General features: G+C 58.8%; 26 protein-coding genes, 3 tRNA genes and 2 pseudogenes. 26 read left to right on the forward strand and 5 right to left on the reverse strand.

Annotated elements, in window-relative coordinates; all coding sequences use genetic code 11:
• The first annotated feature begins 467 nt into the window (after positions 1-467).
• The 12 genes from MRK42_RS08570 to MRK42_RS08625 all read left to right on the forward strand — a co-directional run bounded on the left by MRK42_RS08570 (position 468) and on the right by MRK42_RS08625 (position 10,027).
• Entirely contained in the window at positions 468-1,238 is a 771-nt protein-coding gene (locus MRK42_RS08570; protein WP_026457651.1) for an ABC transporter ATP-binding protein, read from the forward strand.
• A gap of 49 nt (positions 1,239-1,287) precedes the next feature.
• Positions 1,288-2,061: an ABC transporter substrate-binding protein gene (locus MRK42_RS08575; RefSeq protein WP_042024910.1), complete on the forward strand. Its 774-nt coding sequence runs from the start codon at positions 1,288-1,290 to the stop codon at positions 2,059-2,061.
• A gap of 139 nt (positions 2,062-2,200) precedes the next feature.
• The gene (locus MRK42_RS08580; RefSeq protein ID WP_042024909.1) at positions 2,201-2,941 is read left to right on the forward strand and encodes an ABC transporter permease; all 741 of its coding nucleotides are present in this window, start codon (positions 2,201-2,203) and stop codon (positions 2,939-2,941) included.
• 3 nt (positions 2,942-2,944) lie between these two features.
• Positions 2,945-3,637, forward strand: a complete 693-nt coding sequence (locus MRK42_RS08585; protein WP_026457515.1) for an ABC transporter permease — start codon at positions 2,945-2,947, stop codon at positions 3,635-3,637.
• Positions 3,638-3,805: 168 nt separating this feature from the next.
• On the forward strand, positions 3,806-4,465 hold the full coding sequence (locus MRK42_RS08590) for a TIGR01621 family pseudouridine synthase (protein ID WP_338612180.1): 660 nt from the start codon (positions 3,806-3,808) through the stop codon (positions 4,463-4,465).
• A gap of 15 nt (positions 4,466-4,480) precedes the next feature.
• Positions 4,481-5,161: an HAD family hydrolase gene (locus MRK42_RS08595; protein WP_338612181.1), complete on the forward strand. Its 681-nt coding sequence runs from the start codon at positions 4,481-4,483 to the stop codon at positions 5,159-5,161.
• A gap of 224 nt (positions 5,162-5,385) precedes the next feature.
• Positions 5,386-6,516 (forward strand): 4-hydroxyphenylpyruvate dioxygenase, encoded by a 1,131-nt coding sequence (gene hppD / locus MRK42_RS08600; RefSeq protein ID WP_225632008.1) that lies wholly within the window; start codon positions 5,386-5,388, stop codon positions 6,514-6,516.
• Positions 6,509-7,666, forward strand: coding sequence for a homogentisate 1,2-dioxygenase (locus MRK42_RS08605; RefSeq protein ID WP_338612182.1), 1,158 nt, complete (start codon positions 6,509-6,511; stop codon positions 7,664-7,666). The genes hppD and MRK42_RS08605 overlap by 8 nt, the downstream gene beginning before the upstream one ends.
• Positions 7,667-7,675: 9 nt before the next feature.
• The gene (locus tag MRK42_RS08610) at positions 7,676-8,671 is read left to right on the forward strand and encodes a fumarylacetoacetate hydrolase family protein (protein ID WP_338612183.1); all 996 of its coding nucleotides are present in this window, start codon (positions 7,676-7,678) and stop codon (positions 8,669-8,671) included.
• Positions 8,672-8,743: 72 nt separating this feature from the next.
• Complete coding sequence (maiA, locus tag MRK42_RS08615; protein WP_042024902.1) at positions 8,744-9,382, forward strand: maleylacetoacetate isomerase; 639 nt, start codon at positions 8,744-8,746, stop codon at positions 9,380-9,382.
• A 175-nt stretch (positions 9,383-9,557) separates the two neighbouring features.
• A complete protein-coding gene (locus MRK42_RS08620) occupies positions 9,558-9,749 on the forward strand; it encodes a hypothetical protein (RefSeq protein ID WP_052449230.1) in 192 nt (63 codons plus the stop codon).
• A 71-nt stretch (positions 9,750-9,820) separates the two neighbouring features.
• Positions 9,821-10,027 carry a DUF1214 domain-containing protein gene (locus MRK42_RS08625; RefSeq protein WP_354689015.1) on the forward strand — a complete coding sequence of 69 codons (207 nt, stop codon included), beginning with the start codon at positions 9,821-9,823 and terminating at the stop codon, positions 10,025-10,027.
• 440 nt (positions 10,028-10,467) lie between these two features.
• Here the strand turns inward: MRK42_RS08625 and MRK42_RS08630 are convergent.
• Both MRK42_RS08630 and MRK42_RS08635 read right to left on the reverse strand, forming a co-directional pair.
• Positions 10,468-10,543, reverse strand: a tRNA-Asn gene (locus MRK42_RS08630).
• 2 nt (positions 10,544-10,545) lie between these two features.
• Positions 10,546-10,621, reverse strand: a tRNA-Asn gene (locus MRK42_RS08635).
• Positions 10,622-11,106: 485 nt separating this feature from the next.
• Here MRK42_RS08635 and dauA point away from each other — a divergent pair.
• Together dauA and MRK42_RS08645 are read left to right on the forward strand one after the other, a co-directional pair.
• On the forward strand, positions 11,107-12,843 hold the full coding sequence (dauA, locus tag MRK42_RS08640) for a C4-dicarboxylic acid transporter DauA (RefSeq protein WP_338612184.1): 1,737 nt from the start codon (positions 11,107-11,109) through the stop codon (positions 12,841-12,843).
• 183 nt (positions 12,844-13,026) lie between these two features.
• A tRNA-Ser gene (locus MRK42_RS08645) sits at positions 13,027-13,114 on the forward strand.
• Positions 13,115-13,270: 156 nt separating this feature from the next.
• Here the strand turns inward: MRK42_RS08645 and MRK42_RS08650 are convergent.
• Entirely contained in the window at positions 13,271-14,488 is a 1,218-nt protein-coding gene (locus MRK42_RS08650; RefSeq protein ID WP_338612185.1) for an MFS transporter, read from the reverse strand.
• A gap of 94 nt (positions 14,489-14,582) precedes the next feature.
• On the opposite strand from MRK42_RS08650, the gene MRK42_RS08655 reads away from it, so the two are divergent.
• The gene (locus MRK42_RS08655) at positions 14,583-15,476 is read left to right on the forward strand and encodes a LysR family transcriptional regulator (RefSeq protein WP_338612186.1); all 894 of its coding nucleotides are present in this window, start codon (positions 14,583-14,585) and stop codon (positions 15,474-15,476) included.
• A gap of 172 nt (positions 15,477-15,648) precedes the next feature.
• Here MRK42_RS08655 and ribA read toward each other — a convergent pair whose 3' ends face one another.
• Complete coding sequence (ribA, locus tag MRK42_RS08660) at positions 15,649-16,242, reverse strand: GTP cyclohydrolase II (protein ID WP_042029267.1); 594 nt, start codon at positions 16,240-16,242, stop codon at positions 15,649-15,651.
• A gap of 244 nt (positions 16,243-16,486) precedes the next feature.
• Here ribA and cmk point away from each other — a divergent pair, with 244 nt between their 5' ends.
• The 6 genes and pseudogenes from cmk (at position 16,487) to pyrF (ending at position 21,759) form a co-directional block, all read left to right on the forward strand.
• Positions 16,487-17,179 (forward strand): (d)CMP kinase, encoded by a 693-nt coding sequence (gene cmk / locus MRK42_RS08665; RefSeq protein ID WP_338612187.1) that lies wholly within the window; start codon positions 16,487-16,489, stop codon positions 17,177-17,179.
• A 94-nt stretch (positions 17,180-17,273) separates the two neighbouring features.
• Positions 17,274-18,943, forward strand: a pseudogene (rpsA, locus tag MRK42_RS08670) (30S ribosomal protein S1).
• Positions 18,944-19,035: 92 nt separating this feature from the next.
• On the forward strand, positions 19,036-19,320 hold the full coding sequence (gene ihfB, locus MRK42_RS08675; RefSeq protein ID WP_026457386.1) for an integration host factor subunit beta: 285 nt from the start codon (positions 19,036-19,038) through the stop codon (positions 19,318-19,320).
• Positions 19,321-19,477: 157 nt separating this feature from the next.
• The gene (locus MRK42_RS08680; protein WP_026457385.1) at positions 19,478-19,762 is read left to right on the forward strand and encodes a lipopolysaccharide assembly protein LapA domain-containing protein; all 285 of its coding nucleotides are present in this window, start codon (positions 19,478-19,480) and stop codon (positions 19,760-19,762) included.
• A 9-nt stretch (positions 19,763-19,771) separates the two neighbouring features.
• Positions 19,772-20,938: a lipopolysaccharide assembly protein LapB gene (gene lapB / locus MRK42_RS08685; RefSeq protein WP_338612188.1), complete on the forward strand. Its 1,167-nt coding sequence runs from the start codon at positions 19,772-19,774 to the stop codon at positions 20,936-20,938.
• A 122-nt stretch (positions 20,939-21,060) separates the two neighbouring features.
• Positions 21,061-21,759 carry an orotidine-5'-phosphate decarboxylase gene (gene pyrF / locus MRK42_RS08690; RefSeq protein ID WP_338612189.1) on the forward strand — a complete coding sequence of 233 codons (699 nt, stop codon included), beginning with the start codon at positions 21,061-21,063 and terminating at the stop codon, positions 21,757-21,759.
• Here pyrF and rrtA read toward each other — a convergent pair.
• Positions 21,737-22,315, reverse strand: coding sequence for a rhombosortase (gene rrtA, locus MRK42_RS08695; RefSeq protein WP_338612190.1), 579 nt, complete (start codon positions 22,313-22,315; stop codon positions 21,737-21,739). The genes pyrF and rrtA overlap by 23 nt on opposite strands.
• Between rrtA and MRK42_RS08700 the strand changes: the two are divergent.
• The 5 genes and pseudogenes from MRK42_RS08700 (at position 22,314) to MRK42_RS08720 (ending at position 25,185) form a co-directional block, all read left to right on the forward strand.
• Positions 22,314-22,937, forward strand: a pseudogene (locus tag MRK42_RS08700) (tRNA-uridine aminocarboxypropyltransferase). The gene rrtA and the pseudogene MRK42_RS08700 overlap by 2 nt on opposite strands.
• A 21-nt stretch (positions 22,938-22,958) precedes the next feature.
• The gene (gene queC / locus MRK42_RS08705) at positions 22,959-23,648 is read left to right on the forward strand and encodes a 7-cyano-7-deazaguanine synthase QueC (RefSeq protein ID WP_338612191.1); all 690 of its coding nucleotides are present in this window, start codon (positions 22,959-22,961) and stop codon (positions 23,646-23,648) included.
• Between the two features lie 61 nt (positions 23,649-23,709).
• Positions 23,710-24,381: a 7-carboxy-7-deazaguanine synthase QueE gene (queE, locus tag MRK42_RS08710; RefSeq protein WP_338612192.1), complete on the forward strand. Its 672-nt coding sequence runs from the start codon at positions 23,710-23,712 to the stop codon at positions 24,379-24,381.
• Between the two features lies 1 nt (position 24,382).
• Positions 24,383-24,613 (forward strand): DUF3820 family protein, encoded by a 231-nt coding sequence (locus MRK42_RS08715; RefSeq protein ID WP_026458128.1) that lies wholly within the window; start codon positions 24,383-24,385, stop codon positions 24,611-24,613.
• Complete coding sequence (locus MRK42_RS08720; protein WP_061475385.1) at positions 24,610-25,185, forward strand: cob(I)yrinic acid a,c-diamide adenosyltransferase; 576 nt, start codon at positions 24,610-24,612, stop codon at positions 25,183-25,185. Before MRK42_RS08715 ends, MRK42_RS08720 begins: the two co-directional genes overlap by 4 nt.
• Positions 25,186-25,201 lie beyond the last annotated feature (16 nt).

Raw genomic sequence — 25,201 nt, forward strand, 5'->3', positions numbered from 1 at the left:
TATCTGTGGGTTTGCGTGGTTCATCCGACACTTTTTTATCGATTTGTTATCTTTATGGTGCAAAACAGGGCACTGAACCAATCTGGTTCCCCACCCGGGTGCATCGCTGTTTTGGCAGGGGAGAGTCCATTTTTCAACAAGATGCGGTCAAGGGATGGCTGAATAAAGTGAATTTTGTTTGCTTGTCGGTCATTGGCCTGATTTTTCTTGCCACCCTTGCGCTGCAAGTATAAAAATGCGGTGTTGCCAGAACGGTGCGACTAGGGTTTTATGCACACAAAGTGCTGAAAAATACCTTTCTGGCCAATAAAAATACAGACAAAACACCAAAGACACCTGTTCTGTATTGTTTTTTAACTATCCCGATGATATTTTCGCTGAAGGTTGCCATCGGTTAACTATTTGTTAAAAAGAGATGGTGTGAGTCACGCCCCAGCGGCGTCTAGGGACAGACAAGGTTGTAATGGATGAGCGACGTTGCCGCACTGGAAGTACGTGATCTGCATAAGTATTTTGGCACCCACGAAGTGCTCAAGGGCATCGACATGACCGCCCACAAGGGGGATGTGATCTCCCTTATCGGCTCCTCCGGCTCGGGGAAGTCGACCTTTCTTCGCTGTATCAATCTGCTGGAAACACCCTCTTCCGGCACGGTTTCCCTTCATGGCGAGCTTATTCGCATGAAAACCAGCCGCGCCGGCGAACGCCTGCCGGAGGACATGCGTCAGGTGGAGCGCATTCGCAGCCGTTTGGCCATGGTGTTTCAAAGTTTCAATCTCTGGTCGCACATGACCATCATGCAGAACATCATAGAGGTGCCCATCCAGGTGCTGAAGGTGCCCCGTGCCGAGGCCATCGCCAAGGCGGAGCATCTGCTCAACCGGGTCGGCCTGTGGGAGCGCCGCGACTACTATCCCGGCCACCTCTCCGGCGGCCAGCAGCAGCGGGCGGCCATCGCCCGTGCCCTGGCGGTGGAGCCTGAAGTCATGCTGTTTGACGAACCCACCTCGGCGCTCGACCCCGAGCTGGTGGGAGAAGTACTCGGTCTGATGCGCGAGCTGGCCGAAGAGGGGCGCACCATGCTGGTGGTGACCCACGAGATGTCGTTTGCCCGTGATGTATCGAACAAGGTGATGTTCCTGCATCAGGGCCGCGTGGAGGAGGAGGGCAACCCCAAGGAGATCTTCGCCCATCCCAAATCCGAACGGTTCAAGCAATTCATCTCCTCCATCTATTGATGGACGGGATTTCGAATCAACGATCAACTGTTTTATCAAGGAGAGATACATGAACAAGCTGATGCTGGCGACCGCCGTTGTGACTGCTCTGTCTTCCGGCAGCCTGATGGCCAAGGAGTGGAAAGAGGTGCGGATCGGGGTAGAGGGGGCTTACCCTCCCTTCTCCTGGACCGAGCCGAGCGGCGAGGTGAAAGGCTTTGACATCGATATCGCCAACGCCCTGTGTGACGAGATGAAGGTGAAATGCACCCTGGTCAAGCAGGACTGGGACGGCATCATTCCGGCGCTGCTGTCGCGCAAGTATGACGCTATCATCGCCACCATGGACATCACCGAAGAGCGCAAGAAGAAGGTGGACTTCACCCAGAAGTACCAGCACATTCCGGCCCGTTTCGCCGCCAAGAAGGGCACTGACGTCAAGCTGGATAAGGCCTTCATGGACGGCAAAACCGTGGCGGTGCAGCGCGCCACCTCCATGGACACCTTTATTACCGACAACTTCCCCAATGCCACCATCAAGCGTTACGGCACCGCCGATGAGGCCTATCTCGACCTGAAATCCGGCCGCGTCGATTACGTGCTGGCCGACTCCGCCGCCATCAGCGACGGTCTGCTCAAGAAAGAGGGCGGCGATGCGTTTGAGTTCGTGGGCCCGAAACTGACCGATCCCAAGTGGTTCGGTGAAGGCGCCGGCATCGCGGTGCGCAAGGCCGACAAGGATCTGAAAGAGAAATTCAACGCCGCCATCCTGGCTTTGCGTGCCAACGGCAAGTACAAGGAAATCAACGACAAGTACTTCGACTTCGACGTCTACGGCGAGTAACTCCCAAGGCTCTTTGCCGGGAGCAGGAGCCAGGGCGTGACACGCACAATAGCGACAGGTTGACCCTCGTCTGTAGTCATCGGGCCCGTTGTCTCTCGCAAGGGAGTGATGGGCCCGCTTAGTTGCGATGGAACTGCATATGTTTGATTTGAAAGGATACGAAACCTCCCTGCTGGAGGGGGCCTGGGTCACCCTGGAGGTGGCGCTGGCCTCCCTGCTGCTGGCGCTCCTGCTCGGCATGCTGGGGGCGTTGGCCAAGCTCTCCCCCTACAAGTGGGCCCGCGGCTTTGCCACCGCCTACACCACCATCATTCGTGGCATTCCCGATCTGGTGCTGATGATGTTGCTGTTCTTCGGCGGCCAGGTGCTCATCAACAACCTCTGTACCTGGGTCAACGAGACCTACAACAACTATCTGCTGGCGAGCAATCCCAATCAGGAGTGGGTCTCCCTGCTGCCCGATTACATCGATATCAGCCCGTTTGCGGCCGGGGTGGCCACCATCGGCTTTATCTTCGGCGCCTACATGACCGAGACCTTCCGCGGAGCCATTCTGGCGGTGGACAAGGGGGAGCTGGAGGCGGCCCGTGCCTTTGGCATGCGAGCGACCCAGGTGTTTCGTCGCATCCTGTTTCCCCAGATGATGCGCCACGCCTTGCCGGGCTTTGGCAACAACTGGCTGGTGCTGCTGAAAACCACGGCGCTGGTTTCCATCATCGGACTCGATGACATGGTGCGCAAAGCCTCTCTGGCGGCGGGCTCGACCCAGCTGCCCTTCACCTTCTACATGGCGGTGGCGCTTATCTTCCTGATCTTCACCGCAGTCTCCACCTCGGCACTGAAGTGGGCCGAGCGCCACTACGCGATCAAGACGAGGTAAGCCATGGATTTTTCAATCATCCTAACCGAATGGCCCACCTACTGGCAGGGCCTCTACACCACGGTATTGCTGGTGGCAGCCTCCCTGGTGCTCGGCCTGCTGCTGGCGGTGCCCATGGGCATACTGCGCAACAGCCGCAACTGGCTGATCAAGGGACCGATCTGGGCTTATATCTACTTCTTTCGCGGCACTCCACTGCTGGTGCAGCTCTTTATCATTTACTACGGCGCCGCCCAGTGGGAGTGGCTGAAAAACAGCGCCGCCTGGTCGCTGTTTGCCGAGGCCTGGTTCTGCGCCCTGCTGGCGTTCACCTTGAACACGGGGGCCTACACCGCCGAAATCGTGCGTGGCGCCGTGCAGAACATGCCCAAGGGGCAGATTGAGGCGGCCAATGCCTTCGGCATGACCCGCTGGCAGACCCTCACCCGCATCATCTTGCCCAACTCGTTTCGCCGTGCGCTGCCCGCCTACAGCAACGAGGTGATCTTCATGCTGCAGGGCTCGGCGGTGGCGGGCATCATCACCATCGTCGATCTGACCGGTGCGGCGCGGATCATCAACTCCCGCTACTACAGTCCGTTTGAGGCGTTCCTGACTGCCGGTCTGCTCTACATGGTGCTGACCTTCGTCATCGTCTGGCTGTTCAAGAAGTGGGAGGCGCGCTGGCACGCCCACCTGCGCCCGCGCAGCGTCTGACCAACGGCTTGCCATACTGAGTGACGACGGCCCCCGCCCGGCAACAGGCGGGGGCCATTTTTTATCCCGGCACATCGGGTTTGCCAAATGGCGGGGGAGCGGGGAGAATGCCTCGCCTGAGCGCGGCCCCTGACGGGTCGCGAAGGCTTTTTTGTTTATCGAGGTTTTATGTACCGGATCCTGTTCCAGCACCCCGCCTTCCTGGTTATCGACAAGCAGCCCGGCATTGGCATGCACGATGAGGGAGGGGAGCCCGGTCTGCTTCATCCGGGTCTGGTCAATCGGGTCAAGGCGGACACGGGCCTCACCCTCTATCCGGTGCATCGCCTCGACAAGATGACCTCCGGGCTGGTGCTGTTGGCGCGTACCACGGAGGCGAACCGCGCCCTCAGTATGGCTTTTGCTGCGCGGGAGGTGAGCAAGCAGTATCTGGCCCTCTCCGATCGCAAGCCGAAGAAGAAGCAGGGCTGGGTGAAGGGAGACATGCAAAAGGGGCGGGGCGGCAGCTGGATGCTGACCCGCACTCTCGACAACCCCGCCATCAGCTGGTTCGATTCGGTGTCGGTGCGCGAAGGGTTGCGCCTCTATCGGATCAAGCCCCAGACTGGCAAAACCCACCAGATCCGGGTGGCCATGAAGAGCATTGGTGCCCCCATCCTCGGGGATGAGCGCTACGGCGGCACGCCGGCCGATCGCGGCTACCTGCACGCCTGGCGCCTGCGCTTTACCCTGGCAGGCGAGCCGTTCGACTTTGTCTGTCCGCCAAACCTGGGGGACGAGTTCGTGACCTCCGAACTGGCGGCGGCAATCGATACCCTGGCGCCCTGAGTCCGGGAGAGCAAGATGCAGTTGGATGATGATCCAGAGAAGGCGAAAGCGGGGAGTGCAGCGAAGACGATCGGCTGGATCCTGGCCGATTTTGACGACACCCTGGCCCCCGGTGACAGCCATGCCGGGCTGCTGCGTTACATCCTGCGTCGCCGCCGCTGGCCGCTGCTGTTGCTGCCGGTCATCGCCCTGGGCGGGCTGGTCTATCTATTGCCAAGCCAGCGTCGTCAGGGGATTTCGCTTATCTGGTGGGCCATCACCCTGGGGCTCTCCCCCCTTGGCTGGCGCAAGCTGGTGCGGGCCTATTGCCGCACCCGTACGGGTCTCTTTCGGGAGGCGCACGCCCTGCTCGATGAGGCGGGGGCGCGCTGCTGGGTGATCTCCGCCAGCCCCCGCGCCCTGGTGCGTGGCCAGCTCTACCAGCAGCGCCCGGGCAAGCTGCCCTGTCGCATCCTGGGCTCGCGCATGCACTACCGTTTCGGCGGTCTGATGCCGCGCTTTTATTGCCACGGGGTGCACAAGCTGTTGCCCGAGGTGTGCACCCTTGAGCCTGTCCTTACCTTAAGTGACAGCCTGCACGATCTGCCGCTGCTGGCGCTGGGGCAAGAAGCCTGGCTTGTCAATCCCACCCCGGCACGGCTCGCGCGGGGGAGGGCACAACTGCCACGGCTTATCCCGAAAACCTGGCAACTGTAAGACAAAGCTGACAGGGGGGAGGCACTCCGGCGCTTTGATCGCAGGCCTTCGCCATGAATGTCACAATTCATTTACATTCATTGCTTGCTTGGGTGAAAAACTATCTGAGGGCTCCCTCTTCTCTTCCTGTCGCCCACTGTCTCTAATGAAACAAGTTGTTAACACTTGTCGCGGGCAGTGTGTCATCGCCCGCGCTGTTTTCCTGATGGAGCAAGGAGCGCCCGATGAATGCCACCCCCTCTACTACCCATACCATCAATCCGCTTGGCACCGACGGCTTTGAGTTCGTCGAATACACGGCCCCGGATGCCAAGGGCATTGCCGCCCTCAAGGCGCTGTTCGTCTCCCTGGGGTTTGCCGAAGTAGCCCAGCACAGGCACAAGCAGTGCTGGCTCTATCGCCAGGGGGATATCAACTTCGTGGTCAATGCCGAGCCCCACTCCCAGGCCGAGCAGTTTGCCAGCCTGCACGGGCCGAGCGTCTGCGGCATGGCGTTTCGGGTTTCTGATGCGGGCAAGGCCCAGCAGTACGCCATCGCCAAGGGGGCCAAACCGTTTGTCGGCAAGATAGGGCCCATGGAGCTCAATATTCCCGCCATCTACGGCATCGGCGAGAGCACCCTGTCGTTTGTCGACCGTTACGGCGAGCGGGGCTCCATCTATGAGGTGGATTTTGTCTTCTATCCCGACTGGCAGGCGCGCATGGCCGAAGTGGATGCCGGGCTCCTTGATATCGATCACCTGACCCACAACGTCCATCGCGGCAACATGGATGTGTGGTCGAACTTTTACGAGCGGATCGGCAACTTTCGCGAAATTCGCTACTTCGACATCGAGGGCAAGCTGACCGGGCTCCATTCTCGCGCCATGACGGCTCCCTGCGGCAAAATTCGCATCCCCATCAACGAGTCGGCGGACGACAAGTCCCAGATCGAGGAGTACCTGCGCCAGTACAAGGGGGAGGGGATCCAGCATATCGCCCTGGCGTCCGCCGACATCTACCAGACCATTCGCACCCTGCGCAGTCGTGGCACCGGATTTATGCCAACTCCCGACACCTACTACGAGAAGGTGAACAGCCGGGTCGAGGGGCACCAGGAGGATCTGGCGGCGCTGAAAGAACTGCGGATCCTCATCGACGGTTCCCCCACCAAGGACGGCATACTGCTGCAGATCTTCACCGACACCGTCATCGGCCCCGTCTTCTTCGAGATCATCCAGCGCAAGGGTAACGAGGGGTTTGGCGAGGGCAATTTCCAGGCATTGTTCGAATCCATCGAACTGGATCAGATCCGCCGTGGCGTGCTCAGTGGCAGCGAACAGGGTGAGAGAAAAGGGGAGGAGAGTGATGCGTAACTGGATAAGTTTCCCCCATCGGGAGGGGACCCACTCCCGCCAGGCTCATGCCGACCTGCCCGAGCAGGCCATCTACGAGCGTGAACTGGGCCGTTCCGGTTTTTTCGGCCCGGCCACCCACATGCACCACAAGCATGCCCCCACCGACTGGATCAACTGGGAGGGGCCGCTGCGCCCGCGGGCCTTCGATCTCAACGGCTTGCTGGAGGAGGTCAGCTCCCTCTCCCCCTGGGTGATGCCGGATATTCTGAGCAACCCCCACTGCCGCTACCGGATCTGGCGCCTGCACGAGCCCATGCCGTTTCTGGTGCGCAACGCCGATGGCGACGAGCTGTTGTTCATCCACGAGGGGGGCGGCGAGTTCTACTGCGACTATGGTCACCTGACCCTGAGGGATGGCGACTATGTGGTGATCCCCCGCGGCACCATGTGGCGCATCGAGCCGACGGCGCCCCTGTTCATCCTGATGATCGAGGCCACCAACGACAGCTACCAGCTGCCGGACAAAGGGCTGGTGGGCAATCACGCCATCTTCGATCCGGCGGCGCTCGATGTGCCCGCCATCAACGAACGTTTCCTGGCCCAGCAGGATGAAAACCCCTGGTCGCTGCAGGTCAAGCGTCACGATCAGGTTTCCGTCATCACCTGGCCGTTCAATCCGCTCGATGCCCAGGGGTGGCACGGGGACTTGTGCGTGGTGCGCCTCAACTGGCGCGACATCCGCCCGCTGATGAGCCACCGCTACCACCTGCCACCGTCGGCTCACTCCACCTTCGTGGCGAGCCGGTTCGTGGTCTGCACCTTCGTGCCGCGCCCCATCGAGAGCGATCCCGGCGCCCTCAAGGTGCCCTTCTACCACAGCAACGACGACTACGACGAGGTGCTCTTCTATCACGCCGGGGACTTCTTCAGCCGGGACAACATAGAGCGGGGCATGGTCACCTTCCATCCCGCCGGGTTCACCCATGGCCCCCATCCCAAGGCGTTTGCGGCGGGCCAGGCCTATGCCAAGAAGTTCACCGATGAGGTGGCTGTCATGCTCGATACCCGCGATGCGCTCCATGTCGGCAGCCTGTGCGAGGGGATAGAAAACCCGGCGTATGTCACCAGCTGGCAGCGCCCCGGACTCACCAGTGGCAGCGGCAAATAAGGAGCCATCATGAAACTGGCAACATTGAACAATGGCAAGCGCGACGGCGCGCTGGTGGTGGTGAGTAGGGACTTGCGCCACGGGGTGCGGGTGGCAGACATAGCACCCACCCTGCAGGCGGCGCTGGATGAGTGGGCCGTCATTGAACCCCGGCTGGCCACCGTCTATCGGGCGCTCAACGATGGAGAGTGCCCCGAGGCGTTTCCTTTCGACGAGACGGCCTGTCTCTCCCCCTTGCCCCGCGCCTATCAGTGGGCCGATGGCAGTGCCTACGTCAATCACGTGGAGCTGGTGCGCAAGGCCCGTGGCGCCGAGATGCCCGAAAGCTTCTGGCACGATCCTCTGATGTATCAGGGGGGCTCCGACAGCTTTCTCGCCCCCCGTGGCCCCATCGTCATGGAGTCCGAGGCGTGGGGCATCGATTTTGAGTCCGAGATCGCCATCATCACCGACGACGTGCCCATGGGGGTGAGCCGTGAGGCCGCAGCCAGCCACGTCAAGCTCTTGATGCTGGTCAACGACGTGAGCCTGCGCAACCTGATCCCGGCAGAGCTCGCCAAGGGTTTTGGCTTCTTCCAGTCCAAGCCCTCCAGCGCCTTTTCGCCGGTGGCCATCACCCCGGACGAGCTGGGGGAGGATTGGCGCGAGGGCAAGGTACATCTGCCCCTTGAAACCTACCTCAACGGCGCCCTGTTCGGCGCGCCCGATGCGGGGGTGGACATGACCTTCAACTTCTATGAGCTGATCGCCCACGCCGCCAGGACCCGGCCGCTCGGGGCGGGTTGCATCATAGGGTCGGGTACCGTCTCCAACTATGATCGCAGCGCCGGATCATCGTGTCTGGCCGAACAGCGCATGCTGGAAATTCTTGATTGTGATCAAGCTACAACCCCCTACATGAAGTTTGGTGATAGAGTGGCCATCACCATGCAGGATCGCCATGGCAAGAGTCTGTTTGGCACCATCTCCCAGCAAGTGGTACAAGGTGGTGGCCAGACGGGGTGATGATTCCCGAGCGTACGGGGGCCGACCCAGGGTGAGCTCGCCCCGGGTCGGCAGATAAAAAAAGGACGAAGTATGTTGCAGTTGTTTGGCTATTGGCGCTCATCGGCAAGTTTCAGGGTACGGATCGTGTTGCAGCTCAAGGGGCTCGATTATGAGCAGCATCCGATCAATTTGCGGCAGGATGAGCAGCGGGAGAAAGCCTATCGTCGGGTCAATCCGCAAGGCTTGGTGCCCTTTCTGGTGGATGGGGATGTGCGGGTCGGCCAGTCGGTCGCCATCATGGAGTACCTTGATGAAACCTATCCTGCCCACCCCCTGATGCCCTCGGCCGCAGAGGACAAGGCCCAGGTACGCCAGATCGTCAACATGATCGCCTGTGACATCCACCCCCTCAACAATCTGCGAGTCCTCAATTATCTGGGCCAGGAGTTCAGGGTCAGCAAGGCGCAGGAGGCGGCCTGGTATCGCCACTGGATCACCGAGACCTTCACCGCCCTCGAACAGCTGCTGATGAGCACGGCCGGTGTCTATTGCGTCGGGGACGAGGTGACCCTGGCGGATTGCATGCTGGTGCCCCAGGTCTACAACGCCCGCCGCTACGAGATGTCGCTGGAGGAGTACCCCACCATCAGCCGCATCGTCGCCAACTGCGAGCAGTTGCAGGCCTTTATCAAGGCCGCCCCCGCCAATCAGCCGGATGCACAGCCTTGATATCGCTCTTGGCTCGCCCAGTATTATGCATTCTTCGCTCTGACCCCTATTTCAGACTGGTTGGGGCGTGTAGTGCGCTATGTAGTGGTCAACTAATTCCTGACAGTTGGTTAGGCCCAACCTCGGCTTTTGCCGGTGGTATCCCGTCGCCGAGCGTGACCGCTTATTGATGGCGATGCTCAAACCTCTCGGCATAGAGAAAGGCAAACCCTTCAAGCCGGACGAGCGTCAGACCAAGTTGCTGACCGAAGGCTCCTTGGTCGGCGAAGCCATGGCCAAGGCCAACGATGTAGAGACGCGGCTGGCAGCAGGCCACTATGCGGAGGGCACGGGCTGGCATTTTTCCATCGTGCTCGATCCCTCGTAGCGAGCTGAGTTCTACGGCAAGCTCGATGGCGCGCCGCATGGTTCTACGAGGCTGTTACCACATCAAGTAGTATGGTGACCAAGATTTCGGTCATCGATCAGGTCTATCTTGGAGCCTACAAGGACAAGGACTGCGACTGGCTTGACGGTGCGAAGAGTTACCGGCTTCAAGTCCCGCCCAATGCTCCAGTCGCGCAATTCTGGTCGGTGACCGTTTACGATGTCTCCTCGCGCTGTTTGATCGCTAATCCGACCCAACAAGTGGATTGTTCCTCGTAAATGGCGTTGCAGAAGAACGACGATGGCAGCGCCGATCTCTATGTTGGGCCGACAGCCCCGAAGGGGAAAGAAAGCAATTGGAACGAGACGGTGGTTTAGCTACTTCTGGCTCTATGGCCCGGAACAGGCCCACTTTGACCGCAGTTGGGTCATCGGGGACTTTGAGAAGGTGAAATGGTGAAAAGCGTTTGAGTGTCAAGAAAACCGCGATAGCGAACCAAGTATTGCACCGGCCGCCGGTGAGCTTCGGCGTTAGGTCAAAGTCTACGGGGATATCTTGGCACTGGATGTTGCCGTACCCCTACACCAGGGAGATATTGTTGCTGCGAAAAATAGGGCGTATTGATTGTTCACTGTGAGAACGCTGGGAGAGCATGCTGTGAAGCATGGAACAGAAGCAGAAACGAAAAAGCCCAGCCATAAGGCTGGGCTTTAGAATGTGGCTCCCCCGACAGGACTTGAACCTGTGACATACGGATTAACAGTCCGCCGTTCTACCGACTGAACTACGGGGGAATTGGCTCCTCCTACTGGACTTGAACCAGTGACATACGGATTAACAGTCCGCCGTTCTACCGACTGAACTAAGGAGGAATTGCCTGTCTCGTCGAGACGGGGCGGATATTAATGGCCAGGGTGGCGGGTGTCAACCCGCGATCTTTGTTAAAAACGGATTTTCGACCTGTTTGCCCAAAACTTGGTCTTTGCCGCTTATTTTGAGCACAATCAGTCTCTTGCACTTGCTTCACTGGTCACAAAGAGGGGCTAGAGGGTGTGTGCTGATGAGGGAAACTTCCCTTTATCGGCTGCGAACGTGCAAAATTGATGCAATGTCTCAAATGGCAATCTTTGCGGCTAACTGGGCTGGAGTCCGGATAAATATCGGGGATTTGGTGGCGAATGGGCCAAATGGTGGGCGAGTGTGTCATTCATTGATCCTGACCATCGAAAAAACGGCGCGGCAGGAGTAAGGTTACGCAGGATACCATCGCCGCGTCGACAGTTCTGCCGGCCCTTGATGATGATCGGGCGCCGGATTTATCCGGCCTTTATCTCCCTCTTCTGGTATTACGATATACATGCACAAGCAAGCACCTTTGAATAGCGTGAAGCTGGCCGTTGCTTTACGCCAATCCTGTATCGATGAACCCTATAGTGTTGCCCGTTTTGGCCGCGATTTGATCGCCGGCATTACCGTGGGCATTATTGCCATTCCGCTGGCCATGGCGCTGGCGATTGCCAGTGGCGTGCCGCCACAACATGGCCTCTACACCGCCATTATCGCCGGTATCGTGATTGCGGTAACCGGTGGCTCCCGTTACTCCATCTCGGGGCCGACCGCCGCTTTTGTGGTGATCCTCTATCCGGTGGCCCAGCAATTTGGTGTGGGTGGCCTGTTGATGGCGACCCTGCTCTCCGGCTTCTTCCTGCTGGCCATGGGGATGGCGCGGCTTGGCCGCCTTATCGAGTACATCCCCCCCTCAGTGACTCTGGGCTTTACCGGTGGTATCGCCATCGTGATTGCGACCCTGCAGATCAAGGATTTCTTCGGCCTGCACGTGGCCGAGATGCCGGAAACCTATGTCGGCAAGGTTGAAGCGCTGGTACATGCCCTGCCCAGCTGGCAGTGGGGTGACACCCTCGTCGGGGTCGCGACCCTGGCGGTACTGCTGCTCTGGCCGCGACTGCGCCTGCCAGTGCCGGGCCATCTGCCTGCCGTGCTGGTGGGGGTGGGTCTGGGCTTTGGTCTGCATCAGTTCGGGGTGGATGTGGCCACCATCGGTAGCAAGTTCAGTTATACCCTGGCCGACGGGACCCAGGGGATGGGGATCCCGCCCATCGCGCCGAGCCTGGTGATGCCATGGGCCCTGCCCGGACCGGATGGTGCCCCTGTCGAGTGGAACCTGGCCGCCATCGAGCGCCTGCTGCCGGCTGCGTTTTCCATGGCGATGCTGGGGGCCATTGAATCTCTGCTTTGCGCCGTGGTGCTGGATGGCATGACAGGTCGCAAGCACAGCTCCAACGCCGAACTGGTGGGGCAGGGGCTTGGCAACATACTGGCGCCCTTCTTTGGCGGTATCACCGCCACTGCCGCCATCGCCCGCTCTGCCGCCAACGTGCGGGCGGGAGCGACCTCGCCTGTTTCCGGCATCGTTCATGCCCTGGTGGTGCTGGCGGCCATTCTGGTGTTGGCGCCCTGGCTCTCCTGGTTACCGCTGTCGGCCATGGCCGCGCTGCTGCTCATCGTCGCCTGGAACATGAGCGAAGCTCACAAGGTGGTGGAGCTGGTGCGCCGTGCCCCCAAATCCGATGTGCTGGTGCTGCTGGTCTGTCTGTCGCTCACCGTCATCTTCGACATGGTGATTGCCATTACCTTCGGGGTGATCCTGGCTTCCCTGCTCTTTATGCGCGAGATCGCCAAGATGACCCGTTTGCACGATTTGGCCGAGCATAAGCGCTATGCCAAGGAGCTGCCGGATAACAGCCTGGTCTACAAGATCAACGGCCCGCTCTTCTTCGCTGCGGCCGAGCGGGTCTTTGGTGAGCTGGAAGCCCAGGTGAAGGGGCATCGTCTGCTGGTGTTGCAGATGGAGGCAGTCTCCATCCTGGATGCGGGCGGGCTGTCGGCCTTCCTGCACTTTGGCAAGCAGATGGCCACCGCCGGGGTCGAGGTGCGTGTCGCCGAGCTGCAGTTCCAGCCGCTCAAGACGCTTGCCCGTGCCAAGGTGCGTCCTCAGCTCGGGAAGCTGGAATTCTACGGTTCGCTGGAAGAGGCCCTCAAAGGGGAACACTTGCACGAAGCGGCGGAAAATTGAGTAAAAGGGATACAAAACGGCATGTTTTTGGTCATTTTGTTCGACTATCAAGCGAACGAACGCAAAAAGTAAAAAATTGCATTGACCAAATGCCTGCGTATCCCGTACATTACGCCCCGTTCCAGCGCAACGGCGCAACGAACAGCGTGTTGGCTGAACACGTTAAACAACAGACCAAAATTTGGTGAGGTGTCCGAGTGGCTGAAGGAGCACGCCTGGAAAGTGTGTATACGGCAACGTATCGAGGGTTCGAATCCCTCCCTCACCGCCAAATTGCAAAGCCCGACCTGATGGTCGGGCTTTTTGCTTTTCCGGGCTTTCTCATTACCAATGATTGATGTGATCCCGGCATCCTCCTTCTCCCTGCCTGCGCCAGTGATCTTTCACTCCCGATAAGGGACCCAAGGCTCCCAGTTCCTTTATCCAATCAATGGTGAGAGGAGGGGAGATGGGACATCTTTTCATGGCGCTGTTTCAGGCGCCCCAACCAGATCCCCAGGCCTGCCGTCAGGCAGAGCACCAGCTCGATCCCCACCACCAGGCCCTCGAGCCTGCCTTGTTCCCAGAACGGGTGGAGGTAGAGCCCCCCGAGGCTGGCCCCCAGATAGTAGGTCACAAGATAGAGGGAGGAGGCGAGCGCCCGGTTGTGCTCGACGTGTTGACCCACCCAGGCGCTGGCGCAGGCGTGAGCCAGGAAAAAACCGAAGCTGGAGACAAGCAGGGCAGTGAGGATCCCGGAAAGGGTGCCCAGCAGCAGGCAGATACTTCCCAGCGCCATCAGGGCAATCCCCGCCAGCAACATGCGTTGGGCTCCCCAGCGATTGGCGCAGCGCCCGCTCAAGGAGGAGGCGACGGTGCCGGAGAGGTAGGTCAGAAACAGCATGCCAAGCCACTGGGTCGGCAGGAAAAATGGGGGGGCTGCCAGCAGGAAGGTGAGATAGCTGAACTGGTTCAGAAAGACCATGAAGTTGAGCCCGCCAATCAGATAGGCGCCCACCAGCAGCGGATTGCTCAGATGTTGTTGCAAGGCGTGGGCAAACTGGCCCGGCACCGGGGAGGCCGCGACAAAGCGCGTTTGATGAGGCAGCAGCCAGAACACCAGCGGCAGCAAGGCAAGGCTGATCGCGCCAATGCCGAGGAAGGTGTGCTGCCAGTCGCCAAACCAGCCAGCCAGCAAGCCACCGACCACCCGACCCGCGATCCCCCCGAGGGAGTTGGCGGCGATATAGACCCCGACCGCCGAGAGCAGCGCCCGCTTGCTGAACTCCTCGCCCATGTAGGCGATGGCCGTGGCGGGCAGACCCGCCAACAGGGCGCCCTGCAGGATCCGCAGCAGCAGCAGGGCTTCAAATTGCTCGACCAGTGGAATGAGCAGGGAGAGCAGAACCGCCAGCGTGAGGGTGCCCAGCATCACCTGGCGACGGCCATGACGATCGGCCAGTCTGGCGCACAGGAGCAGGGAGGCGGCCAGCCCGGCGGTGCAGCCAGCCAGAGTCCAGCTGGCCGAGAGAGAGTTGACCGAGAACACCTCGGCGATCAGCGGCAACAGGGGATGGGTCTGGTAGAGATTGAGAAAGACCAGAAAAGAACCCAGGCTGAGCGCCAGGGTGGCGCGTATCCATTCGCGACTTCCAACTTCGATCATGCTTGCAATGTCCTGATAACTTTTCATCAGGGTAGAGCGCCATGACACATAAATATAATATATTTAAGTTATCTATCTCATAAGATGAATTGATATGGACTTGAAACAGCTCACTTATCTGCTGGCGGTCAGGGATGCCGGTTCATTCACCAAGGCGGCCAGCGGGCTGCATGTTGCGCAGCCTGCCATCAGCATGGCCATCGCCAAGTTGGAGCAGCAACTGGAGCTGCGTCTGTTCGACAGGCAGGATCGGGCGGTGCGTCTCACCCCGGAGGGGGAGGTGCTCTGCCGCCATGCCGAGCGACTGCTGTTGCAGATGCACCAAGCCGAGGCTGAGATGGCCGAGCTAAAAGGGTTGGAGCGGGGGGAAGTGCGGATCGGCATTCCCTACATGATGGGCTCCTACTATTTTCCGCCGAGGTTGATGGCGTTCAAGCACCGCTATCCCGGGCTCAAGATCCGGGTGGAGGAGGCGGGAACCCGCGAGCTGCTTAGCCGCATGGTGGACGGTACCCTGGATCTGGCCATCCTCATCACCAGCGATCTGCCCCCCGCCATCGAGGGGGCTCACCTGTTGACCGAGGAGATGCTGATGGTGGTAGGGGAGGAACACCCGCTCCACGGCGCGCCCGGGGTGACGCTCGAGCAGTTCTTCCAGCAGGAGCTGGCCCTGTTTCGCCGCGGTTTTTACCACAGGGAGCATATGGAGGCCCTGGCCCAGACCCTGGGTGTCGAGCCCAATATCGCTTTTGAGAGCAACCTGATCCCCCTGCTCAAGGCGGTAGTGCGCCAAGGCTTTGCAGTGACCACCTTCCTGCGAATGGTGCTGGAAGAGGAGGCCGATCTGGGGGGCGTGTCGTTTCAACCCCCCATCTTCCTCGATCTTTGCGTAGCCTGGCGGCGTGGGGATCCGCTCTCCATGGCCAACCGTGCCCTGCGGGACTTTTTGCTGAGTGAACGTTCAGGGGCGCAGGACACCCAGGCCTGATCCGGGGCTCGATGCGAGATTTGCCGAGGCCTGGTGGGGGATGCGCTCATGGAGAAATTGGCCTGGTGTCTGCTGGCTGGATGCAAGAAAGGGCATGGCGCCTGACTGCCGTGATGGAGACATAAAAAAACGCCTCATGGGAGGCGTTTTCATTAGCTGAAAAGTAACAGACTCACTTTTTCAGCATGTGATCCAGCTTGTTGGCCTTGGTCGAGAGATAAAACTCGTTGTGGGGATTGCGCCCCTCCTGCAGGGGAACACGCTCGGCCACCGGAATGCCAAAACTCTCCATCGCCTTCATCTTGCGCGGGTTGTTGGTCATCAACTTGAGAGATTGAACCTCGAGCAACTTGAGCATGTCGGCACAGATGGTGTAATCACGCATGTCGGCGGCAAAGCCCAGGGCCACGTTGGCCTCGACGGTATCGGCCCCCTGATCCTGCAGATGATAGGCCCGGATCTTGTTGAGCAGGCCGATGCCACGCCCTTCCTGACGCACATACAACAAAACGCCGCGGCCCGCCTTGGCTATATTCTCGAGGGCGGCCTGCAACTGGAAGCCGCAATCACAGCGCAGACTGAACAAGGCATCGCCGGTCAGGCATTCCGAGTGGATCCGGCCCAAAACGGGTTCCGTGCCGGTGATGTCGCCCATGACCAGGGCGGCGTGATCCTTACCCGTGCCGGTTTCCTGAAAACCTACCAGCGTGAAAGTGCCCCAGGGGGTTGGCAATTTGGATCTGGCCACGAGGGTAACGCTGCTCATAGGTTGCTCCTTACTACAACTGCTCAAAAAAAGGGGGCCAGTTTAGCGCGCCTTGTCGGGAACGACCATAAGAACAAGTCCCTGCATTGATTAATGAAATGTACCGACGGCAAATGGCGGAGCAGAGCGGGCTTTTGCGCCATTGTATGTATTGGTGACTGCCAGTGGCAGCACATTTGGGTATAATCGGCGCCCATTAACCCATTCCTTCGGGATGGGCGCAACACAGTGCAGGAGAGAAGTTATGCCTCAGATGGCCCCCGTAATGACAATTGATGGCCCCAGTGGCGCCGGCAAGGGCACCTTGTGCCAGTTGCTCGCCGAGAAGCTGGGTTGGCACTTGCTGGATTCGGGCGCCATCTACCGGGTGTTGTCCCTGGCCGCCTTGCATCATGATGTGGAGCTGGACAGTGAAGCTGCGCTGGTGCCCCTGGCCGCCCACCTGGACGTGCAATTTCAGGTTGAAGGGGCGCTGGTCAAGGTGATCTTGGAAGGGGAGGATGTCTCCCGTACCATCCGCACCGAAGAGGTTGGCAACACGGCCAGTAAAATCGCAGCCTTCCCGCGGGTTCGGGAAGCCCTGTTGCGTCGTCAGCGTGCATTTCGTCAGGCCCCTGGTCTCATCGCCGATGGCCGTGACATGGGAACCGTGGTTTTCCCGGAGGCCGAGGTGAAGATTTTCCTCGACGCCAGCGCCGAAGAACGGGCCCAACGTCGCTATAAGCAGTTGCAAGATAAAGGCTTTGATGTTAACTTTGAGCGTCTTTTAACCGAGATTCGGGAGCGTGATGATCGCGATAGAAATCGCGCCACCGCCCCCCTGAAACCGGCAGAAGATGCTCTCGTGGTGGATTCAACCGCCATGACCATAGATGAAGTGCTGGCAACGGTACTCGCCTATGCGGAGCAACAACTCGGAGATGCCAGCGCAAGTTGACATCCGGTCGTCTGCACCAAGGATGGCGCAGATTATTTAAAACAACCCCGCTTGTGCTGGATGACAAGTGGATGTTTCATTTGTGACATAAACAATGATCGAATCTTTTGCTCAACTCTTTGAAGAGTCCCTGAACGCCGTTGAAACCCGTCAAGGTTCCATCGTCAAGGGTACTGTCGTTGCTATCGAGAACGGTTTCGTACTGGTTGACGCCGGTCTGAAATCCGAGTCCGCTATCCCGGCTGAAGAATTCAAAAACGCCATGGGCGAGCTGGAAATCAACGTAGGTGACTCCGTTGACGTGGCTCTGGACTCTATCGAAGATGGTTTCGGCGAAACCAAGCTGTCCCGCGAAAAAGCCAAGCGCCACGAAGCTGGCTGCAGCTTGAGAAAGCTTACGAAGAGCAAGCTACCGTTATCGGTATCATCAACGGCAAGGTCAAGGGTGGTTTCACCGTTGAACTGAACGGCATCCGTGCCTTCCTGCCGGGTTCTCTGGTTGACGTGCGTCCGATCCGTGACACCGCTCACCTGGAAAACAAAGAACTCGAGTTCAAAGTCATCAAGCTGGACCAGAAGCGCAACAACGTTGTTGTTTCCCGTCGTGCCGTGATCGAGACCGAGAACACCTCCGAGCGCGAAAGCCTGCTGGCTAACCTGCAAGAAGGTCAAGAAGTTAAGGGTATCGTCAAGAACCTGACCGACTACGGTGCATTCGTAGATCTGGGCGGTGTTGACGGCCTGCTGCACATCACCGACATGGCGTGGAAGCGCGTTAAGCATCCTTCCGAAATCGTCAACGTTGGCGACGAGATCTCCGTCAAGGTTCTGAAGTTCGACCGCGAGCGTACCCGTGTATCCCTGGGTCTGAAGCAGCTGGGCGAAGATCCGTGGGTTGCTATCGCCAAGCGTTACCCGGAGACCACCCGTCTGTCTGGCCGCGTGACCAACCTGACCGACTACGGCTGCTTCGTTGAAATCGAAGAAGGCGTTGAAGGCTTGGTACACGTATCCGAGATGGATTGGACTAACAAGAACATCCACCCGTCCAAAGTTGTTAACGTTGGCGACGTGGTTGACGTGATGGTTCTGGACATCGACGAAGAGCGTCGTCGTATCTCCCTGGGTCTGAAGCAGTGCAAATCCAACCCGTGGCAGCTGTTTGCCGAAACTCACGCCAAAGGCGACCGTGTTTCCGGCAAGATCAAGTCCATCACTGACTTCGGTATCTTCATCGGTCTGGATGGCGGCATCGACGGTCTGGTTCACCTGTCTGACATCTCCTGGAACAACCAGGGCGAAGAAGCCGTGCGTGAATTCAAGAAAGGCGACGAGATCGAAGCCGTTGTTCTGCAAGTGGATCCGGAGCGTGAGCGCATCTCCCTGGGCGTCAAGCAGATCGAAGAAGACCCGTTCAACAAGTACCTGGCTGACAACAAGAAAGGTGCTATCGTGAAGGGTAAGGTTACCGAGGTTGATGCCAAAGGTGCCGTTATCGAACTGGCTGACGGCGTAGAAGGCTACCTGCGTGCCTCCGACGCTGCCCGTGACCGCGTAGAAGACGCCACTCTGGTGCTGTCTGTTGGTGACGAAGTTGAAGCCAAATTCATGGGCGTTGATCGTAAGAACCGCACCGTAAGCCTGTCTGTCCGCGCTAAGGACGAGGCTGACGAGCGTGTCGCTATCGACAACCTGAACCAGCAAGAAGAAGTTGTGTTCAGCAACGCTATGGCTGAAGCGTTCAAAGCCGCCAAGGGTGAGTAATCCTTGATGCAAGAAAAGGGCGGCATTGCGCCGCCCTTTTTTATCCTGGCAAAATGAATATTGCATGTGATCGGGGAAGGAGATTTAACGTTATGACCAAATCAGATCTCATCGAACAACTGGCAGCCAGCCGCATGCATATGCCGGCCAAGGATGTCGAAGCTGCCATCAAGGAGATCCTTGAACAAATGGCGTCGACCTTGCAAAACGGCGACCGGATTGAAATTCGCGGATTTGGCAGTTTTTCACTGCACTATCGTGCCCCCCGCGTGGGCCGTAACCCCAAGACCGGGGACAAGGTTGAACTGACCGGGAAATATGTCCCGCACTTCAAACCTGGCAAAGAGTTGCGCGAGCGCGTCAACACTATTGAATAATGCAAAAATGGGCATACACGGGTATGCCTTTTTTGTTTTTGGCCTTTGAACCTGTGCCAATCATCTTGTTTCTTAAACTCTTTTCCCATTCACTCTAGAGTCTGCCTGTGATTTTAAGGATAATCAGCCTCTCACTCGATACTGACAGGGAGCTCTTATGAAGCGTATTTTGGCCCTTATCCCGCTGGTGCTGGTCTTTATTCTGACCCTGGCGCTGGGTTCACAAAATGGTCAGCTGGTTCAGTTCAATTACCTGATTGCACAAGGAGAGTTCTCGCTCGCCATGCTGCTCGGGTTCTTCTTCGCTGGTGGCTTCCTCCTTGGTTGGCTGGTATTCGGCCTGCTGTTCCTGCGTTTGAAGATGCAAAACCGCACCCTCAATCGCACTATGCGTCGTCAATCCCGCGAATTGGAGCTGGCCCGTACGGCGGGTAAGGAATAATGCTCCTCAATGCTTGAACTGCTTTTCCTGCTGTTGCCCATCGCCGCCGGTTATGGCTGGTACATGGGCCGCAGGAGTGTTCGCCAGGACACCCAAAAACAGAGTAACCAGTTTTCCCGCCAGTACGTGGCGGGTCTCAATTATTTGCTGTCCGATGAATCCGACAAGGCGGTGGATCTCTTTATCCAGCTGCTGGAGGTGGACAGCGAAACCATCGAAACTCACCTCTCCCTCGGCAACCTGTTTCGCCAGCGCGGCGAGGTCGATCGTGCCATCAAGATCCACCAGAATCTGGTCGCCCGCCAGTTGACCCGTGAGCAGCGCCAGCTGGCGTTACAGGAGCTGGCCCGCGATTTTCTCGCCGCCGGCTTGCTGGATCGCGCGGAAGCCATCTGGAAAGAACTGTGTGAAGACAGCGATTTCGAAGAGACGGCGCTCGCCCAGTTGCTCATCATCCACCAGCAGTTGCGAGAGTGGGGCAAGGCCATCGAGGTGGCAGTGCGCCTGCAACAGTTCCAGGGCAAGAAGCTGGCCGAACCCATCTCCCATTTTTATTGCGAGCAGGCTGAAAACGCCCTGCGCGAAGGCAATCAGGGGGAGGCGCTGGCCAAATTCAAACGGGCCCTTGGCATCAACCCCGCCTGTGCCCGTGCTAGTCTGCGGCTGGCTGAGCTGGCCATGGCTGAGGGGGAATATGAGCGGGCGAGCAAGGAGCTGCTGCGGGTATTTGAACAGGATATGGATTTTGCCTCCGAAGCCATCCCCAAATTGTTGCAGTGCTACCAGCAACTGGGGCGCAGCCAGGCGCTGATCCCCATCCTCGAGAAGGCGGTAGAGGAGCATGCCGGTGTCAGCGTGACCCTGGCGCTTGCCAAGCTGGTGGAGGAGCGCGATGGCCTGAGCCAGGCCCGCGAACTGGTGTTGCGTCAGTTGCGCCGCCATCCCTCCATGAAGGGGTTCTATCAGTTGGTGGGATTTCAGCTGGCCAGTGCGGAGGAGGGGCCCGCCAAGGAGAGCCTCGAGCTGCTGCAGCAGCTGGTGGGCGAGCAGATAAAAATCAAATCGACCCACAAGTGTCGCCAGTGCGGGTTTGCCACGCACTCGCTGTTCTGGCAGTGTCCATCCTGCCGCCAGTGGGGCTCCATCAAGCCAATACGTGGCCTGGATGGCGAATAAAAGAAGCAATTGAACATCTGATGTGGCGCGAATTGAGCGCCACATCTATGTCAGCAAACGGAACCTGGATCAGGACGATGAACGCGATCCAGGAGGGTGAATAACAACTAATAGGAAGTGAGATGCTAGATCCCAAAGTACTGGTAGCGCTGGATTATCAACACGAGGCAGATGCCTTGGCGTTCGTTGACCGTATCTCTCCGGCCCAGTGCCGTCTCAAGGTGGGCAAGGAGATGTTCACCCTGTTTGGCCCGCAGTTTGTGCGCCAACTGGTGGCCAAGGGGTTCGATGTCTTTCTGGATCTGAAATTTCACGATATTCCCAACACCGTTGCCAAGGCCGTGGCCGCCAGTGCCGAGCTGGGCGTCTGGATGGTCAACGTGCATGCCAGTGGGGGCGAACGCATGATGCGTGCCGCCGTCGAGGCGCTGGCACCTTATGGTGACAAGGCACCGCTGTTGATCGGCGTGACCGTGCTGACCAGCATGGAGCAGTCCGACATGGCCCCCATGGGGCTGGATGTGACTCCAGCCGAACAGGTGATCCGCCTGGCCAAGCTGACCAAGGCGGCAGGGCTTGATGGTGTGGTGTGCTCCGCCAATGAAGCGCATGAGCTGAAAGCCTTGCTGGGGGCGCACTTCAAGCTGGTGACACCGGGGATCCGCCCAAGCGGCGCCGATGCCGGGGATCAGCGCCGGGTGATGACGCCGCGAGCGGCCGTCGAGGCGGGCTCCGATTATCTGGTCATCGGCCGTCCCATCACCCAGGCCGCCGATCCGGCAGCCATGCTGGCCAGCATCAATGCCGAGTTGAGTGCGTAATGGACACCGGGTGCAGGCCGAGCAACAGGCCTGCACCTGCTCCTATCAGATGGGATTCTATATGCACCCTGGCACCGATCAGCGTGGCTATCGGGCTCTCGCCGGCATTGTAGAAGTCCACCGCCAGTTTGATCCCCATTCCTGCCAGCATCAGCCAGCCCGAGATCCGGCGCCCGTGTCGCAGATCCTGCATGGCGCCCCACATAAACAGACCATGCAGTGAGCCGGATAGCCCCATGTACCAGTGGGTCTGCGGGCACAACCACCAGATCCCCAATCCGACGGCGCACCAGAGCAACAGCATCAGCACAGGGAGTCTGGCGTACCCCAGGTAGTCGCGAAACAGGCTATACAGGATTGTGAGTCCACCCAGGTTGAGCAACAGGTGCCATTGATTGGTATGAACTAGATTGCCTGTTATGATCCGCCACCCTTCGCCCTGGGTGATCAGATCCCTGTCGAACGACAGCTGGAGATTGGGGACGGTAAAAAAGAGCAGCAAGCTGGCGAGAGAGAGCGTGATAACCCAGAGCCATCCGGATTTTTCTGACAACATGACACAGCCCAACAACAAGAAGAGTCGATACTGTACACGCTGTACCCGGGCCCTTAAAGCGTGCCTGTGCGATTATATCGTGCCGGTTGAAAACCAGACGCCGCTCTATATCCTGCAACACCCCAATGAAGTGGCGCATCCCAAAGGCACGGCTTCCCTGCTGGCGGCCTCTCTCAAAGACGCCGAGTTGCATGTTGGCGAAGATTTTTCGCAAGTGGATTGGCTCAATGAGTTGCTGGCCGATCCCGCACGCCGCTGCTATCTGTTGTGGCCGGATGAGGAGGCGTTGTCACTGGCTCAACTGCGCCAGCAGTGCGAACTTACTTCGGGTTCGCATTTGCCGATCGCCTTTATCCTGCTCGATGGCACCTAGCGCAAGGCGTATCGCATGTTGCAGAGCAACCCCATGCTGGCCCGGCTGCCCCGCATCGGCCTGGAGGCGGTGGCAGGCCAGTACGCCATTCGCAAGAAACCCTTTCCCGACGCGTTGTCGACCCTGGAGGCGGGCTATCACCTCCTCGCCCAATGGGAAGGCACGCCCGAGCGCTATGCCCCTCTGCTCACTCTGTTCCATCAGCTCAACAGCCAGTGGCTGGCCTTTGCCGAAGGGCGCCGTCGTTAAATATTCCGAGGAGTCATCAAGATGAAAAAAGCAGTTGTGGTTTTCAGCGGTGGGCAGGACAGCACCACCTGCCTGGTGCAGGCACTGGCCCGATATGACGAGGTGCACGCTATCACGTTTGACTATGGCCAGCGCCATCGGGAAGAGATCGACACGGCCCGTCGTCTGGCCAGCCAGCTGGGCGTCGCGGCCCACAAGGTAATGGATGTGACGCTACTCAACGAACTGGCCGTCTCGGCCCTGACCCGTGACGACATTCCGGTGAGCGGCGAGCTGCAGGATAACGGCCTGCCCAACACCTTCGTGCCGGGTCGCAACATCCTGTTTCTGACTCTGGCTTCCATCTATGCCTACCAGGTGGGAGCCGAGGCGGTGATCACCGGGGTGTGCGAGACCGATTTCTCCGGCTACCCGGATTGCCGTGACGAGTTCGTCAAGGCGCTCAATCAGGCGGTGTCCCTGGGGCTGGATCGCGGCATCCGCTTTGAAACCCCCTTGATGTGGCTCGACAAGGCCGAGACCTGGGCGCTGGCGGATCACTACGGCCATCTGGAGACGGTGCGCCAGCAGACGCTCACCTGCTACAACGGCATCCCCGGCGATGGGTGCGGTACTTGCCCGGCTTGCGAATTGCGCAGCCGCGGGCTGAACCACTATCTCGCCGACAAGGCCGGCGTAACGACTCGCCTGCACGAGAAAACCGGATTGTAAACCTGCCTCTTGCCTGTGCTTGAGGTATAATCCGCGACTTTTGCAACCAGCAGTGATCAAGATGCACTACCCAATCAACGAGATTTTCCAGACCATCCAGGGGGAGGGCATCTTCACCGGCCTGCCCGCCATCTTCGTACGCCTGCAAGGCTGCCCCGTGGGTTGCCCCTGGTGCGATACCCGTCATACCTGGATTGTCGATCCCGAACGTGAGGTGGGTGTGCAGGCGGTGCTGGATTGCTCTAACGAGTCGGATGGCTGGAGCAAGATGAGCACGGCAGAGATCCTGGCGAGTTTTCAGCAACTTGGCTATCAGGCTCGCCATGTGGTGATCACCGGGGGCGAGCCCTGTCTCTATGATCTGCATGAGCTCTCCACAGCCTTGCTGACGGCGGGTTATCAGGTGCAAATCGAAACCAGTGGCACCAGCGAGATCAAGACCCATGACGATACCTGGGTGACAGTGTCTCCCAAGATCGGCATGAAAGGGGGGCAGGCCATACTGGTATCAGCGCTGGAGCGTGCCAACGAGATAAAGCACCCGGTGGCCACCGAACACCATATCGAAGAGCTGGATGAGCTGCTGGCCACTGCACACCTGCGGGCCGATGTGGTGATTGCGCTGCAGCCTATCAGCCAGAAACCCAGAGCCACCCAGTTGGCGATGGCGACCTGTATTGCCCGTAATTGGCGACTCTCCATCCAGACCCATAAATATCTGGATATCGATTAATATGGAGTGGCTGTCCGACGAGCGGGTGCTGCTGACTCTGGCCAATAAAATGCCCTATGGCAAATATCAGGGGCGGCGGATCATTGATATTCCGGAACCTTATCTGGTGTGGCTGGCCCGCAATGGTTTTCCGGCCGGTAAATTGGGTCAGACACTGGCCCTGGCCTACGAGATCAAGCTAAACGGGCTGGAGTCCATGATTATTCCCATTATTAACAGGATGTCGGTATGAGAATATATACGAGGCAGGGTGACAAGGGCATGACTCGGCTGGCAGATGGTGTTCGTCTGGCCAAGGATCATTTGCGCGTCGAAACCTATGGTTATATCGATGAACTCAATTCCCATATCGGGGTATTGATTTGCGAGGTATCCGCGCAAGAGACAGCCTTATTGGCCGATTTGCAGTTGCTGCAGCAGGAGTTATTCGATTTGGGCGGCGAGCTGGCATTTTCCAGTGCCGCCCAGAATGCGGCCATCTGGCAAGTTAATGCCGCTTGGACTGCCCGTCTGGAGCAACAGATAGACGCTTACAGCGAGCAGCTGACCCCGCTGCGTCAATTTATACTGCCCGGAGGATCGCGCGCTGCAGCCCAGGCCCATGTGGTGCGAACCCTGGTGCGCCATTGTGAACGGTTGCTGCTGACCCTGAGCAAGGAAGAGGCCATCAACCCCGAGATCCTGCCTTATCTGAACCGGATGAGCGACTGGTTTTTTACCATCGCCCGTTACCTCTTGAGCCGGGAAGGCAAGGGGGAGGTAGTGTGGCTCAAAGCTGCCGATCGCCAGCCCTCGAATGTCTGATGGGAAAAATAATAAA

Origin of the sequence: Aeromonas sp. 19NY04SH05-1, from assembly GCF_040581895.1 — a bacterium.
GTDB lineage: Bacteria > Pseudomonadota > Gammaproteobacteria > Enterobacterales > Aeromonadaceae > Aeromonas > Aeromonas enteropelogenes.